At 38.7% G+C, this 256-nt stretch carries 1 rRNA gene; it reads left to right on the forward strand.

Annotated elements, in window-relative coordinates:
- Window positions 1–149: 149 nt before the first annotated feature.
- A 5S ribosomal RNA gene (rrf, locus tag TW85_RS25175) occupies window positions 150–256 on the forward strand; the annotation flags it as partial.

Here is a 256-nt window from a genome sequence, read left to right on the forward strand (position 1 = left end):
GGTTTAGCGTTATATTACGATTTAGATGGTAAAACATCACAAGCTGGTTTGAGGCTTGGTTATCGTTCTATTCAAAAAGTTATTGTTAAAGACAAAGAATTCGTCAATGAATAAGCCATAAACAGAGCTTGTTCTGACAAACAGAATTTCTTGATGATCATAGAGTCATTGAACCACCTGATCCCATATCGAACTCAGAAGTGAAAAGTGACATCGCCGATGGTAGTGTGGGAGTTCCCATGTGAGAGTAGGTCGT

It is taken from the genome of Marinomonas sp. S3726 (assembly GCF_000967665.1).
GTDB lineage: Bacteria > Pseudomonadota > Gammaproteobacteria > Pseudomonadales > Marinomonadaceae > Marinomonas.